Annotated in this window: 13 protein-coding genes and 1 pseudogene; 1 reads left to right on the top strand and 13 read right to left on the bottom strand. The window is 63.9% G+C overall.

All coding sequences use genetic code 11. The features are described 5' to 3' along the window. Nucleotides 1-34 precede the first annotated feature (34 nt). A complete protein-coding gene (locus tag ACYG97_RS29065) occupies nt 35-796 on the bottom strand; it encodes an HpcH/HpaI aldolase family protein (protein WP_023732276.1) in 762 nt (253 codons plus the stop codon). Nucleotides 797-916: 120 nt separating this feature from the next. On the opposite strand from ACYG97_RS29065, the gene ACYG97_RS29060 reads away from it, so the two are divergent. Next, nucleotides 917-2,008: an LLM class flavin-dependent oxidoreductase gene (locus tag ACYG97_RS29060; protein ID WP_023732277.1), complete on the top strand. Its 1,092-nt coding sequence runs from the start codon at nt 917-919 to the stop codon at nt 2,006-2,008. A 23-nt stretch (nt 2,009-2,031) separates the two neighbouring features. Here ACYG97_RS29060 and ACYG97_RS29055 read toward each other — a convergent pair whose 3' ends face one another. The 12 genes and pseudogenes from ACYG97_RS29055 to ACYG97_RS29000 form a co-directional block, all read right to left on the bottom strand. Then, on the bottom strand, nt 2,032-2,427 hold the full coding sequence (locus ACYG97_RS29055) for a RidA family protein (protein ID WP_023667806.1): 396 nt from the start codon (nt 2,425-2,427) through the stop codon (nt 2,032-2,034). A 54-nt stretch (nt 2,428-2,481) separates the two neighbouring features. Next, the gene (locus tag ACYG97_RS29050) at nt 2,482-3,630 is read right to left on the bottom strand and encodes an acyl-CoA dehydrogenase family protein (protein ID WP_023729161.1); all 1,149 of its coding nucleotides are present in this window, start codon (nt 3,628-3,630) and stop codon (nt 2,482-2,484) included. After that, nucleotides 3,630-4,442: an enoyl-CoA hydratase family protein gene (locus ACYG97_RS29045; RefSeq protein ID WP_023686918.1), complete on the bottom strand. Its 813-nt coding sequence runs from the start codon at nt 4,440-4,442 to the stop codon at nt 3,630-3,632. The genes ACYG97_RS29050 and ACYG97_RS29045 overlap by 1 nt, the downstream gene beginning before the upstream one ends. Further along, on the bottom strand, nt 4,439-4,909 hold the full coding sequence (locus ACYG97_RS29040) for a MarR family winged helix-turn-helix transcriptional regulator (RefSeq protein WP_023667803.1): 471 nt from the start codon (nt 4,907-4,909) through the stop codon (nt 4,439-4,441). Before ACYG97_RS29040 ends, ACYG97_RS29045 begins: the two co-directional genes overlap by 4 nt. Further along, a complete protein-coding gene (locus ACYG97_RS29035; protein ID WP_023732278.1) occupies nt 4,903-5,676 on the bottom strand; it encodes an SDR family NAD(P)-dependent oxidoreductase in 774 nt (257 codons plus the stop codon). Before ACYG97_RS29035 ends, ACYG97_RS29040 begins: the two co-directional genes overlap by 7 nt. Beyond that, nucleotides 5,673-7,967 carry a bifunctional salicylyl-CoA 5-hydroxylase/oxidoreductase gene (locus ACYG97_RS29030; RefSeq protein ID WP_023732279.1) on the bottom strand — a complete coding sequence of 765 codons (2,295 nt, stop codon included), beginning with the start codon at nt 7,965-7,967 and terminating at the stop codon, nt 5,673-5,675. Before ACYG97_RS29030 ends, ACYG97_RS29035 begins: the two co-directional genes overlap by 4 nt. 141 nt (nt 7,968-8,108) lie before the next feature. Next, nucleotides 8,109-8,708 (bottom strand): VOC family protein, encoded by a 600-nt coding sequence (locus ACYG97_RS29025; RefSeq protein ID WP_023732280.1) that lies wholly within the window; start codon nt 8,706-8,708, stop codon nt 8,109-8,111. 77 nt (nt 8,709-8,785) lie between these two features. Continuing rightward, complete coding sequence (locus ACYG97_RS29020) at nt 8,786-9,616, bottom strand: ATP-binding cassette domain-containing protein (protein WP_023732281.1); 831 nt, start codon at nt 9,614-9,616, stop codon at nt 8,786-8,788. Further along, entirely contained in the window at nt 9,609-10,487 is an 879-nt protein-coding gene (locus ACYG97_RS29015; protein ID WP_023732282.1) for an ABC transporter ATP-binding protein, read from the bottom strand. Before ACYG97_RS29015 ends, ACYG97_RS29020 begins: the two co-directional genes overlap by 8 nt. Next, nucleotides 10,484-11,332 carry an ABC transporter permease gene (locus ACYG97_RS29010; RefSeq protein ID WP_023732283.1) on the bottom strand — a complete coding sequence of 283 codons (849 nt, stop codon included), beginning with the start codon at nt 11,330-11,332 and terminating at the stop codon, nt 10,484-10,486. The genes ACYG97_RS29015 and ACYG97_RS29010 overlap by 4 nt, the downstream gene beginning before the upstream one ends. After that, nucleotides 11,325-12,332: an ABC transporter permease gene (locus ACYG97_RS29005; protein ID WP_023732284.1), complete on the bottom strand. Its 1,008-nt coding sequence runs from the start codon at nt 12,330-12,332 to the stop codon at nt 11,325-11,327. The genes ACYG97_RS29010 and ACYG97_RS29005 overlap by 8 nt, the downstream gene beginning before the upstream one ends. Before the next feature lie 42 nt (nt 12,333-12,374). Further along, nucleotides 12,375-12,487: pseudogene (locus ACYG97_RS29000) on the bottom strand (endonuclease domain-containing protein); the annotation flags it as partial. Nucleotides 12,488-12,508 lie beyond the last annotated feature (21 nt).

Genomic DNA, 12,508 nt, shown 5'->3' with positions numbered 1-12,508 from the left:
AAGCTTAAAAAGTTTCTGCCCGATCCCGCCCGTCTCACCCCAGCTCGGCGCGCGCAGCGGTGCAGTTGGCCGCAGCGCCGGCGCCAAGAAACATCGTATCGCTGGCCAGCACGAAGAAGCTCGCGCCGATAGCGGCCCACTGGCTGATCGTCTGTGGGCTGGCGCAAAATAAGCCTGATGTCCTGCCATGCGCGACGGTCGCGCGGATGATCCTTGTGATCGCCTCATTGAGCTTGTCCACGCCTTTCGGCCCGATCGCATCGATCGACACGGAGAGATCGCCGGGGCCGACGAAGACCACATCGATGCCGTCTATGGCCGCGATCGCCTCGATGTTGGCCAGCCCCTCCGATGTCTCGACCTGGACCGCGACGACCACCCTGTCATTGGCCGCGGCCAGATATTCGGGAATGCGATAGCCATAGCCGGCCGCGCGGCCAGGCCCGACGCCGCGCTCGCCCAGCGGCGGATAGCGCGAGGCTTTCACCGCCGCCTCGGCCTGAGCAGCGGTCGAGACGCGCGGCACGAGCACGCCTTGTGCGCCGCTGTCGAGCGCCGCCTGGATAGCTTCCGGCGCATGACCGGGAACACGCACCATGGCCGGCACGCGATGCACGTCGGCCGCGCGCACCATGGTTTCGATCGTGTCGCGCGCGATCTGGGCATGTTCCCAGTCGATGCAGACAAAGTCGAGGCCGGTGAGCGCCATCACTTCGACGGCGACGGGATGGGGAATAGCGGCGAAGGAGCCGACGAGATTGGTCTTGCCGATGCACTTCTGACGGAACGCGCTCATATCCATCCCCTTTTCCCCTCCAAATTCATATCCGCAATCGGCGGCGAGGCGAAGCTATTTCAGGCTTGAAATATTTTTGCGCGGGCCTAGCGTGTCGGTCTCCCGCCACGAGTTCCCATGATGATCAAAACGCATCCCCTGCACAGCTCGAACAAACTGAAGCTCGGCGTCTTTTCGACCAATGCCGATGGCGGTCTGGCCATCACCGATGTGCCGGAACGCTGGACGGCAAGCTGGGAGGACAATCTGACGGCGGCGCAGATCGCCGACCGCGCCGGGCTGGAATTTATGCTTCCGATCGCGCGCTGGCGTGGCTTTGGCGGCCGCAACAAGGTGCGCGAATGGTCGTTCGAGACCTTCACCTGGGCAGCAGCTCTGGCGGTGGCCACCGAGCAGATCGGCCTGTTCATGACCGTGCATGTGCCGCTGGTGCATCCGCTCTATGCCGCCAAGGCGCTGGCAACTGTCGACCATATCAGCCAAGGCCGCGCCGGCTTGAACATCGTCTGCGGCTGGAACCCGAAGGAATTCGGCATGTTCGGCACGCCTTTGGTCGAGAAGGGCTACGACCAGGCCGCCGAATGGATCGAAATCCTGGAAAAGCTCTACGCCTCGGACCAGCCTCTGGACTATGAAGGCACATACTATCGCCTCAAGGAGGCGGTGAGCCGGCCGGCGAGCCTGCAGGTTCCACGCCCGGTGACCATGAACGCTGCTTTCGGTGGCCCGGGCCGGGATTTCGCCGCCGCCCGATGCGATTATCTGTTCACGACCTTTTCGGAAATGAGCGATGCCGGCAAGCATGTCGCCGACATCAGCGAGCGGGCCGACAAGGTTGGCCGCAACGTCGGCGTCTACACGGTGGCGCATGTCGTCTGCCGTCCAACCATGGAAGAGGCGCAGGCCTACTACACGCGCTATGCCGTCGATCTGGTCGACCACAATGCGGTCGATGCTCATATGGCAGGCAAGAAGGAGTTCTCGCAGTCGCATGACCCGCATGCCTATGACCGCTACCGGCAGCGTTTCGCCGGCGGCGCCGGCACCTACCCGCTGGTTGGAACGCCGGAGACGATTGCCGCCGAGATGGCGGCAATAGCCGGGCATGGCTACCAGGGCATCGCGCTGTCGTTCGTCAACTACACCCAGGAACTGCCCTATTTCTGCGACCACGTATTTCCGCTGCTGAAGCGGGCGGGGCTGCGCTGCTGATCAATCCGGGAATAACGAATTCGTTAATCCGGAATGACGGCGGTTGCCTGAATTTCGATCTTGGCGCGATCTTCCACCAGCGCCACCACCTGCATGGCGGCCATCGCTGGGAAATGCCGGCCGATCACCTCGCGATAGGCCTCGCCTATACCCTTGAGATTGCCGAGATATTCGGCCTTGTCGGTGAAATACCAGGTCATCGCGGTGATGTGCCGTGGCTCCGCGCCGGCTTCCGCCAGCACGGCGACGATGTTTTGCAGCGTCTGCCGCACCTGGCCGGCGAAATCGTCGGTCTCGAACTGGCACTGCCCGTTCCAGCCGACCTGTCCGCCCACGAAGACGAGCCTGCCGCGCGCAGCAATGCCGTTGGCGTAGCCGACCGGTTTCGCCCAGCCCTCCGGCTGCAGGATCTCGTGCATTTTCAAGCCTCCCCGGTATTCTTAAAGATCAATCTCAAATCAAATACATCGCCGTCAGGCCGCGCCCATCACCTGCCGTGCGATCACCACCTTCTGCACATCGGATGCGCCCTCGTAGATGCGTAGCGCGCGGATCTCGCGATAGAGGCTCTCGACGATATGGCCCTTGCGGACGCCGTCCCCCCCATGCAGCTGCACAGCCTTGTCGATCACCTCTTGCGCCTTGTCGGTGGCGAACAGCTTGGCCATCGCCGCCTCGCGGGTGACACGAGCCGCGCCCATGTCCTTGGTCCAGGCAGCGCGGTAGACCAGCAGCGCTGCGGCATCGATGTCCAGCGCCATGTCGGCGATATGGCCTTGCACCATCTGCAGCTCTGCCATCGGAGCGCCGAAAAGTTTGCGCTCGGCCACCCTGCTGATGCTTTCGTCCAGCGCCCGGCGGGCAAAGCCGAGTGCCGCCGCGCCGACCGTGGAGCGGAACACGTCAAGCACCGACATGGCGATGCGGAAGCCGTCTCCCGGTTTGCCGATCAGCGCCGAGGCCGGCACCCGGACCTGATCGAAGGAAAGCCGCGCCAGCGGATGCGGCGCGATCACTTCAAGGCGCTCGGCAATGCCAAGCCCCTTGGTATCAGCGGGTACGAGAAAGGCGGAAAGTCCCTTGGCACCCGGTGCCTCGGCGGTGCGGGCAAAGACGACGTAGAGATCGGCAATGCCGCCATTGGAAATCCAGGTCTTCTCGCCGCTGAGGATATAGAAGTCGCCATCGCGGCTCGCCATCATTTCGGTGTTGGCGACATCCGACCCGGAGCGTGGCTCCGAAAGCGCGAAGGCGGAAATCGTCTTGCCGGCCCTGGTCTTTGCCAGCCATTGCTGCTGGTCGGGCGTGCCGAACAGGCTGAGCGCGCCGGTGCCGAGCCCCTGCATGGCGAAGGCAAAGTCGGCCAACCCGTCATGGCGCGCCAGCGTCTCGCGGGTGATGCACAAGGTGCGGACATCGAGCGGTCCCGGATTGTCCGTATCGAGCGCCGTCGGCTTCAGCCAGCCGTCGCGGCCAAGTTTCGCCACCAGTTCGCGGCAGGCGGCATCGACGTCATGGTGATCGACGGGCAGGTTCCTGACGCACCATGCTTCCAGCCTTTCGGCCAGTTCGCGGTGGCGATCTTCAAAGAACGGCCAGCTGAGGAAGCTCCTGTCTGCCATCAATTCCCCTCGAACACCGGTTTTTCCTTGGCCACGAAGGCCTTGTAGGCGCGCTCGAAGTCACGCGTCTGCATGCAGATCGCCTGCGCCTGCGCTTCCGCTTCGATTGCCTGGTCGAGGCCCATCGACCATTCCTGGTTGAGCTGCGTCTTGGTGATGCCGTGCGCGAAGGTCGGGCCGGAGACGATGCGCGCCGCCATCTCGAGCGCGTCGGCCTCGAGCACTGCGGCATCGACCAGCCTGTTGTAGAAGCCCCAGCGCTCGCCTTCCGCCGCCGTCATCGTGCGGCCGGTGTAGAGCAATTCGGCGGCACGGCCCTGGCCGATGATGCGCGGCAGGATCGCGCACGCGCCCATATCGCAGCCGGCAAGCCCGACGCGGGTGAACAGGAAAGCGGTCTTGGCCTCCGGCGTGGCGATGCGGATGTCGGCGCTCATGGCGATGATGGCGCCGGCGCCGACCGCGACCCCGTCGACCGCCGCGATGATCGGCTTGCCGCAATTGAGCATCGCCTTGACGAAATCGCCGGTCATGCGGGTGAAGGCGAGCAATTCCTTCATGTCCATCTTGACCAAGGGGCCGATAATGTCGTGGACATCGCCGCCCGAGGAGAAATTGCCGCCATTGGGCAGGAACACCACGGCGTCGACGTCGTCGGCATAGACGAGATCGCGGAACGTGTCGCGCAGTTCCGCATAGCTGTCGAAGGTCAGCGGATTCTTGCGCTCCGGCCGGTCGAGCCGCACCCTGGCGATCCTGCCTTCGACTTCCCAAAGGAAGTGCTTCGGCTTGAGGCCGGCCATCGAACTCATTCGCGTCCCTCCCAGTTGCTGCGGAACGAGGTCAGCATGCCGGTCAGCCGGCGCGCATCCTCCTCGCTGACCTTGGCCAGCAATTCTCCGATCCAACCCTCATGCGCCGCGGCCATTGCGGCAAAAGATTTGGAACCCTCGTCGGTCAGTCGCACCATGGATGTGCGGCGATCGCCATTGCGGCGCGCGCGCGCGACCACCCCTTCCGAAACCAGCCGGTCGACAATGCCGGTGACATTGCCGTTGGATACCAGCAGGAAGCGCGACAGATCGCTCATCAGCATGCCTTCCGGCGCGCGGTAGAGGGCGGCCATGACGTCGAAACGCGGCAGTGTCGTATCGAATTCCTTCTTCAGGCGCTCGCGCAGCTCGGCCTCGATCGTGCGCGAGGCGCGCAGCAGCCTGATCCAGAGACGCAGCCGGTCCTTGCCGGGTCCCGACGGCGCGGGCAATGGGCCGGCTACCATGTTTCGCCTCCTGAGATCGAAATCGCTTGTCCGGTAATCGACGCAGCCGCATCGCCGCACAGCCAGAGCACCGTCGCGGCAACTTCCTGCGGCTGGATGAAACGGCCTTGCGGGTTGGTCGAGGCAAGGCTCGCCCGCGCCTGCTCGACTGAGCGGCCGGTCTTTTCGACGACGCGCTGAATGGAGTCCGCCAGCATGTCGGTCTCTACGAAGCCCGGGCAAACGGCGTTGACGGTCACGCCGGATTTCGCCGTCTCGGCCGCCAGTGCCCGCATCAGCCCGACCACCCCATGCTTGGCCGCCACGTAGGGCGCGACATAGGGGTAGCCTTTCAGCCCTGCGGTCGAGGCGACGAAGACGATCCGGCCCGCCTTGCGCGCGGCCATGCCGGCCAGCGCCGGCTTCACCGTCAGGAAGGCGCCGGTCAGATTGACGTCGAGCGTCCGCTGCCAGTCGGCAAGCGAGGTCCTGTGCGCCGGCGTGCTGCCGGCCATGCCGGCATTGGCGACGACGATGTCGAACGGGCCGCGCACGGCTTCCGCTTGCGCGTAGAGCGAAATCATCGCCGCCTCGTCGGTGACATCGGCTGACATGGCGTGGATGCGGTCGTTCTCGCCGGCCAACTTGGCAAGCTCGGCGTCGCGCCTCCCGCATATGGTCACCTCTATGCCGGCCTCGGCCAGCACGAGCGCGATGGCCCGGCCGACGCCGGAGCCGCCGCCAGTGACCAGCGCATGTTTGCCTGAAATCGCCAAGGCCGTCGTCATACTTTCAGCCACGCCGCCGCATCGCGCTCGGCCAGCCGGTAGATCTGGTCGCGTCCGGGCAGATAGGGATCCGGCCATTTGACACCACGATCACCGAGCGTCACGGCCGTATGCAGCGTCCAGTAGGGATCAGCGAGATGCGGCCGTGCCAGGGCCACCAGGTCGGCGCGGCCGGCCATCAGGATCGAATTGACATGATCCGGCTCGTAGATGTTGCCGACCGCCATCGTCGCCATGCCGACCTCGTTGCGGATGCGGTCCGAGAACGGCGTCTGGAACATTCGGCCATAGACAGGCTTGGCGGCAATCGAGGTCTGGCCTGCCGAGACGTCGCATATGTCGACGCCGGCTTCGTGCAGCATCCGCGCGATCTCCACCGCATCGGCCGGCGTCACACCTTCGATGCCGACCCAATCATTGGCCGAAATGCGCACCGAGATCGGCTTTCGCGTCGGCCAGGCGGCGCGCACCGCATGGAAGATTTCCAGGGGATAGCGCATGCGATTTTCCCGCGAACCGCCATACTCATCCGTGCGCTGGTTGGTGACCGGCGTGATGAAGGACGACAGCAAATAGCCATGCGCGGCATGGATCTCGAGCATGTCGAAACCGCAGCGATCTGCCATCTCGGTGGACGCGACGAACTGGTCACGCACCTCGTCCATGTCGGCGCGGTCCATGGCTTTCGGCACCTGATTCTCAGGCGACCATGCAATCGCCGAGGCCGCCATGACCGGCCAATTGCCCGAGGCGAGCGGCACGTCGGTGCCTTCCCACCCGACACGGGTCGAGCCCTTGGCCCCGGAATGGCCAATCTGGGCGCAGATTTTCGCCTCGGTCTCGGTGTGGACGAAATCGACCAGCCGCTTCCACGCCACCTCATGTTCGGACGCATAGAAGCCGGGACAACCGGGCGTGATGCGTCCTTCCGGGCTGACGCAGGTCATCTCGATATAGACAAGCCCGGCGCCGCCCTTGGCACGCTCGGCATAGTGGGCGAAATGCCAGTCGGTCGGGCAGCCATCGACTGCCTTGTACTGCGCCATCGGCGAAACGACGATGCGGTTGTTGAGCTGCATGTCGCGCAGTTTGAACGGCGCGAACATCGGTGCCCGGCGCTGCCTGTTGTCGCCTGCCCCTGCCTGGCGCTGGAACCATTCCTCGGCGCTTTCAAGCCATTTGGCATCGCGCAGCCGCAAATTCTCGTGGCTGATGCGTTGCGAGCGGGTCAGCAGCGAATAATTGAACTGCACCGGATCGAGGCCGAGATAGCGCTCGACCTCCTCGAACCACTCCAGCGAATTGCGCGCCGCCGACTGCAGCTTCAGCACCTCGGTGCGGCGCGCATCCTCATACTTGCGGAAGGCGGCGTCGAGGTCCGGTTCGGTTTTGACATATTCGGCTAGCGCCACCGCGCTTTCCAATGCGAGCTTGGTCCCGGAGCCGATCGAGAAATGTGCCGAGGCCGCCGCGTCGCCCATCAGAGCCAGGTTCTTGTAGGACCAGCGTTCGCACAGCACGCGCGGGAAATTGATCCAGGCCGAACCTCTGATGTGATTGGCATTGGTCATCAGCGCGTGGCCGCCGAGATGTTTCTCAAAGATGCGCTCGCAGACGGCGATGGATTCCTGCTGCGACATGGCGCCGAAGCCGAAGGCAGCCCAGGTCTGTTCGCTGCACTCGACAATGAAGGTCGCTGTCTCGCTGTCGAATTGATAGGCGTGCGCCCACACCCAGCCATGCTCGGTCTTCTCGAAGATGAAGGTGAAGGCGTCGTCGAATTTCTGGTTGGTGCCGAGCCAGACGAATTTGCATTTGCGGGTGTCGATGTCGGGCTTGAAGACTTCGACGAAGGTGTTGCGCGCCCTTGAGTTCAGCCCATCGGCGGCGACGACCAGATCATGCGTCTCCATATAGGGCTGAGGGTCGGCGATATCGCTCTCGAACATCAGCCTCACGCCAAGTTCGCGCGCGCGTCGCTGCAGCAGGACCAGAAGCCGCTTGCGGCCGATGCCACAGAAACCGTGGCCCGACGAGACCGTGCGCACGCCGTCATGGATGACGGCGATGTCGTCCCAATAGGCGAAATGCTTCTTGATCCAGACAGCGCTGACCGGGTCGTTTTTGGCAAGGTTGTCGAGTGTTTCGGCCGACAGCACGACGCCCCAGCCGAACGTATCGTCGGCGCGATTGCGCTCGAACACCGTGATCTCGTGGGCGGCGTCCCGCAGCTTCATTGAAATGGCAAAGTAGAGGCCGGCTGGTCCGCCACCGAGAACCGCAACCTTCATCCGTGCGATCTCCTCTTCGCTTGCTGCATATCAAGTATCGCGCCGGAGATAAAATATTTCAAGCTTAAAGTTTCATGTTGGAACGATTGCTGGACACGGGTGGCGCGCCTGCGGGCTGGCCCCGCAAGCGCGCTCTGGAAATCACTTGTCCGGGTTCTTCGGGCTCCACAGCACAGTCTCGGCACCTTTCTCATAGGCCATCCCGTCGGGATAGCTGATCGCCTCCAGCTGCAGCCCCCATGGCGCCTGGAAATAGAGAATGGTCTGGCCGGCCGCCGGACCTTCCTTGACCGGCAGCGGCCCCATCCGCGTCTTCACGCCCTTGCCGTCGAGATAGGCTTTGGCCGCGGCGACATCATCGACGTACAATGCAATGTGGAAGCCGCCGATATCGCTGTTCTTCGGCGTCAAATCCTTCTGGTCGGGCGCGGTGTATTTGAACAGCTCTATATTCGAGCCATAGCCGCAACGCACCATGGTGACCTGCTCGATGACAGCCTTCGGATCGACGCCCAGAAGATCCTGCATGAAGGTGCCCTTGTCATCGGCGAACGGACCAAACGACATCGCCTTCTTGCAGCCGACCACTTCGGTGAAGAAGTCGACCGCCTGCTTCATGTCGGGCACCGTGATCCCGGTGTGGTCGTGGCCGCGCATGCCGGGGATCGCATCGGCCGAAGCCGTTCCCATCGAGCAGAACAGGATCGCGGCAAGCATCGTGCCGCGGGCTGCGTAATTCATATTACCCTCCGTTCGCGGGCTGATTTTGCCCTCGTGCACGTCCGAAGCCCGCTGTTCGGCGTGGTGGGTGAACAGTCCTATGCCGGCGCTTTCGTTGCTGGCCGCAACCAGTCCGCGTCGATCTCAGGCAGTGGGATGGCGGCAAGCAGGTCGCGCGTGTAGGTCTCCCTGGGATTGTCGAACAGCGCATCGGTGGCGCTCGCCTCGACGATCCTGCCCTCGCGCATGACGATCACTTGTTGGCACAGCCGCCGGATGACCGACAGGTCGTGGCTGATGAAGGCGACCGTCAGCCCCATCTCCGCGGCCAGTCTCTCCAAAAGGGTGAGGATCTGCGCCTGGGTCGATACGTCGAGGCCGGAGACGATCTCGTCGGCCAGCACGAATTTCGGCGAAAGCGCCAACGCGCGCGCAATTCCGACGCGCTGGCGCTGCCCGCCCGACAGTTCATGACGATAGCGACTAGCGAAGCTTTGCGGCAGGCCGACGCGATGCAATGCCTCGGCGACGCGTTCCTTGAGCCTGTCGCCAAGCCCATTCTGCTTGAGCGGCGCGGCAATGATGCCGGCGATGGTGCGACGCGGGTTGAGCGACGACATCGGGTCCTGGAAGATCATCTGCAGGTCGCGGCGCAGAGGTCGCAGCTCCGCATCCGGCAGATGGGCGATATCGCGGCCCTCGAAATGGATGCTGCCGACGCTCGGCTCCAGAAGTCTGACAAGCGTGCGGCCGAGCGTCGATTTTCCGGACCCGGATTCACCGACGATGCCGGTCACCGAACCTCTCGGCAAATCGAAATCCAGGCCTTTCAAAATCTCGGCCAGCGGCGCGCGCCCGATCAGCGGCTTGCGGGTCATGTCGGGCAGCGCCACCTTCAGCCCGCGCACGGAAAACAGCGGCTCAACCATGCGGCCGCCTCCACGCCTGGTCTGCCGCGCCGATCTCGGCGGCAAGCCCGGCCAGCACGGTCTCGTCCACCGGCTTCAGCGAGGCAAAGGGATCCGTATAGCGCGGCGTAGCGGCCATCAATGCCCGCGTATAGGGATGCTCAGGCGCGGCGAAGAGAGCGGCTGTATCAGCCTCTTCCACCACCTTGCCGGCGTAGAGCACAGACACTTGCTGGCTGATCTTTGCAACGACGCCGAGATCGTGGGTGACGAACAGGATCGCGGTGCCATGCTCGCGTTGCAACTCGGCGATCAGGCGCAGGATCTGCTTTTGCACGGTCACGTCGAGCGCGGTTGTTGGCTCGTCGGCAACGATCAGCCGTGGCTCGGCGGCGAAGGCGGCGGCGATCAGCACACGCTGGCGCATGCCGCCGGACAGCTCGTGCGGATAGCATTTCAGCACCCGGTCGGGATCGCGGATCTGCACCTCATCCAACAATTGCCGGATACGCTTGTCCGCCTTGTCACCGTTCCAGCCGAGAATGCGCACCAGCCGGTCAGTCATCTGCGGACCGATGCGGCGCGACGGGTTGAGCGCAGTCAACGGATCTTGCGGGATCAGCGCCGTGCGAGCGCCGATCAGCGTGCGCCTTGCCTTGGGCTGCAGCCTGCCGAGGTCTCCGCCTTCGAGCTGCATGGCGCCTTCGACGATGCGCACGCTTGACGGCAGCACACCGAGCACCGCCTTGCCGATCATCGTCTTGCCGGCGCCGCTCTCGCCAACAAGAGCACGCACCTCACCCGGCTGCACGGAGAGCGACACCGACCGCAGCACGCGCTGGCCGTTCGGCAGCACGGCGCTCAGATTGGCAATATCCAGGCAAGCGCTCATCGCAGCACCGGATCGAAGCGTGTCTTCAGCGCCTCACCGAACTGGCTGAACGACAGCACGGTGAGGATCAGCGTGACAAGCGGAAACACCAGCAGCCACCAGGCCTGATGGATCGACAGCCGGCCCTCGGCGATGATGCCGCCCCAGGTCGGATCGTCGGTCGAGATCGACAGATTGACGAAGGACAGGATGGCCTCGACGATGACGGCGATGCCCATCTCCAGCGACAGCAGTGCCACGATCGACGGCACCACATTGGGCAGCACCTCGCGCAGCATGATGCCGATGCGGCCATAGCCGGCGATGCGGGCGTTCTCGACATAGTCCATGCGCGACTGGCCCATCGCTTCCGCGCGGATCACCCGGCAAAAGCGCGTCCAGTCGATTATGACGATGGCGAGGATGACGGAACTGAGGCCGGTGCCGAGCACCGCGACCAGCAGGATGGCGAACAGCACCGGCGGGAATGCCATCCAGACGTCGACGATGCGTGAAATGATGCGGTCGGCCCAGCCGCCGAAATAGCCGGCGACCAGTCCGAGCGTCGAGCCGACAAGGCAGGCGGCGATCGCCGCCGCGAAAGCGACGATGAAGGCGATACGGCCGCCGAAGATCAGCCTGGAGAGGAGATCGCGGCCGAGGCTGTCGGTGCCCAGCCAATAGCCGGATTCCGCACCACTCATCCAGAATGGCGGCAGCCGTTCCAGCATCAGGTCTTGCGCCAGCGGGTCCTGCGGTGCGACCAGCGGCGCGAAGATCGCGGCCAGAAGCGCCAGCAGCAGCCAGCCGCCGGCCAGCCACAGCCTCGGGCCCAATCCGCGCCGGACGACGCGCGCCTCATCCATGGCGCAGCCTCGGATTGAGCAGCGCATACATCATGTCGACGCCTAGATTGATCAGCACGAACAGCAGCGCGAACACCAAAACAATGCCCTGGATAAGCGGCAGGTCGCGGTTGATGACGGCATCGATCGCCATGTTGCCGAGCCCTTCGTAGGAAAACAGCCGCTCGACGATGACCGTGCCGCCGATGAGGAAGGTGAACTGGACGCCGACGAGAGTCAGTGTCGGCAAGGCAGCGTTCTTCAGCGCCTCGCGCAGGATAACCTGCGTTTCCGAAAACCCCTTCACCCGCGCCAGCACGACATAGTCGAGGTCCAGCACTTCCTTCAGCGACTGTTTCAGCAACTGCGCGATGATTGCCGCCAGCGGCAATGCCAAGGCTACTGCCGGCATCAGCATGTGTTTCAGCAGATCCCAGGTCAGGTCGAAGCGCAGCCGAAGCAAGCTCTCGAAGAAATAGAACTGGGTGACGAAGGGCAGGTCGAGCTGCGGCGACACGCGGCCGGAGATATCGAAGATCGGCACCAGCACGCCAAACAAAAGGATCAGCACGAGGCCCCACAGGAAATCGGGAATGGAAAGGGCGGCGCCGCTGGCGATATCGATGCCGGCTTCGACCGCCGTGCCGCGCTCGCGGGCTCCGAGGATCGCCGTCGTGCCGCCGAGCCCAACCGCCATGACGAGCGCGATGATGGCAAGTTCCAGCGTTGCCGGCAAACGATTGAAGACAAGGCTGAGCACATCTTGCCTGAGCGAAATCGAGGTGCCGAAATCGCCCCTGACGACGCCGGACAGCCAGATGAAGAATTGCTGCACGATGGTCTTGTCGAGCCCGTAGAGTGCACGCAGCCGGTCGATGTCGGCATCTGTCGCACCGGGGGGCAGCATCATGGCGATCGGGTCACCAGGCGCGACGCGAATCACGACGAAGACGACGACGGCCACGCCGAACAGCGTGATCAGCATCGTCAGCAGACGGATCAGGAATCGTTGCAGGAGCATTCTGGTGTTGGCCCAGTGCGTTTCTAACGAAGAGCCCCCTCATTCGTCCGCTTCGCGGCCACCTTCTCCCCGAGGGGAGAAGAGGTCACGGACAGCTGAGCTGGTCTCTTCTCCCCAGCGGGGAGAAGGTGGCCCGAAGGGCCGGATGAGGGGGCCGCTCAGCGAAGGGTGGCGCC

This window comes from Mesorhizobium sp. W067, from assembly GCF_054719525.1.
This window is presented reverse-complemented; position numbering and strand designations above follow the sequence as displayed.

What these genes read in the sequence shown, in the direction of transcription:
- ACYG97_RS29065 (WP_023732276.1), bottom strand. Translation starts at nt 796, where the DNA reads ATGAGCGCGTTCCGTCAGAAGTGCATCGGCAAGACCAATCTCGTCGGC.
- ACYG97_RS29060 (WP_023732277.1), top strand. Translation starts at nt 917, where the DNA reads ATGATCAAAACGCATCCCCTGCACAGCTCGAACAAACTGAAGCTCGGC.
- ACYG97_RS29055 (WP_023667806.1), bottom strand. Translation starts at nt 2,427, where the DNA reads ATGCACGAGATCCTGCAGCCGGAGGGCTGGGCGAAACCGGTCGGCTAC.
- ACYG97_RS29050 (WP_023729161.1), bottom strand. Translation starts at nt 3,630, where the DNA reads ATGGCAGACAGGAGCTTCCTCAGCTGGCCGTTCTTTGAAGATCGCCAC.
- ACYG97_RS29045 (WP_023686918.1), bottom strand. Translation starts at nt 4,442, where the DNA reads ATGAGTTCGATGGCCGGCCTCAAGCCGAAGCACTTCCTTTGGGAAGTC.
- ACYG97_RS29040 (WP_023667803.1), bottom strand. Translation starts at nt 4,909, where the DNA reads ATGGTAGCCGGCCCATTGCCCGCGCCGTCGGGACCCGGCAAGGACCGG.
- ACYG97_RS29035 (WP_023732278.1), bottom strand. Translation starts at nt 5,676, where the DNA reads ATGACGACGGCCTTGGCGATTTCAGGCAAACATGCGCTGGTCACTGGC.
- ACYG97_RS29030 (WP_023732279.1), bottom strand. Translation starts at nt 7,967, where the DNA reads ATGAAGGTTGCGGTTCTCGGTGGCGGACCAGCCGGCCTCTACTTTGCC.
- ACYG97_RS29025 (WP_023732280.1), bottom strand. Translation starts at nt 8,708, where the DNA reads ATGAATTACGCAGCCCGCGGCACGATGCTTGCCGCGATCCTGTTCTGC.
- ACYG97_RS29020 (WP_023732281.1), bottom strand. Translation starts at nt 9,616, where the DNA reads ATGGTTGAGCCGCTGTTTTCCGTGCGCGGGCTGAAGGTGGCGCTGCCC.
- ACYG97_RS29015 (WP_023732282.1), bottom strand. Translation starts at nt 10,487, where the DNA reads ATGAGCGCTTGCCTGGATATTGCCAATCTGAGCGCCGTGCTGCCGAAC.
- ACYG97_RS29010 (WP_023732283.1), bottom strand. Translation starts at nt 11,332, where the DNA reads ATGGATGAGGCGCGCGTCGTCCGGCGCGGATTGGGCCCGAGGCTGTGG.
- ACYG97_RS29005 (WP_023732284.1), bottom strand. Translation starts at nt 12,332, where the DNA reads ATGCTCCTGCAACGATTCCTGATCCGTCTGCTGACGATGCTGATCACG.